Below are 589 nucleotides of genomic sequence, written 5' to 3'. Positions count from 1 at the left end.
ACGTAATGTATGGGCGCAACCCTTTGCTTTTTAATAAGTATGCTAAAGCGTATGCGGAAGAAATCGCATCATGGTCAGGGAAGTCATGAGCTTGAATAATGATTCTGTCATCACCCTTAAGCCGTTCTAGAAAGCTTTCGAACTTTAAATTTGCCATAATCCCACTGCTAATAAAGTTCTAGCTTGATCATAAGCTAGAACTGATGTGTTAATGGTTAACTCTTATGAATTAAACGATATTCGGTGTTAGACAAAATAGCTTCTTCTAAAGCCCCCACACCTAACGTACTGTAACCATAGAAATTAGGTTTCGCATTCAAACGTAAAGACTGTACGCTCTTTACGATATGCTCATCCATAGTCAGCGAGTCAACAACTTCAGAAAGCAATTTCCGGTTGTTTTTTATCATAGGTGCAATGAACTCACTAGCACCGCTGATTGAAGAATATAAGTAGCCAAATTCACCGCCATTATTTTCTTCAATGTAATAATTGCCGGTTCTAGAGAAGGACGCTCGAATTTCATTGACACTTTCAATGGCGTTAAAAGGTTGATTAAAAAACTCCGAACCACCTGCATGTTCTAATG

Annotated in this window: 2 pseudogenes; both read right to left on the bottom strand. The window is 38.4% G+C overall.

Features of this window, described 5'->3' with window-relative positions:
• Positions 1–157: pseudogene (locus AB4486_RS26590) on the bottom strand (DHH family phosphoesterase); the annotation flags it as partial.
• Between the two features lie 58 nt (positions 158–215).
• Positions 216–589, bottom strand: a pseudogene (locus AB4486_RS26585) (hypothetical protein); the annotation flags it as partial.

The organism is Vibrio sp. 10N.222.55.C6 (genome assembly GCF_041473395.1).
Classification (GTDB): Bacteria; Pseudomonadota; Gammaproteobacteria; order Enterobacterales; family Vibrionaceae; genus Vibrio; species Vibrio crassostreae_C.
This window is presented reverse-complemented; position numbering and strand designations above follow the sequence as displayed.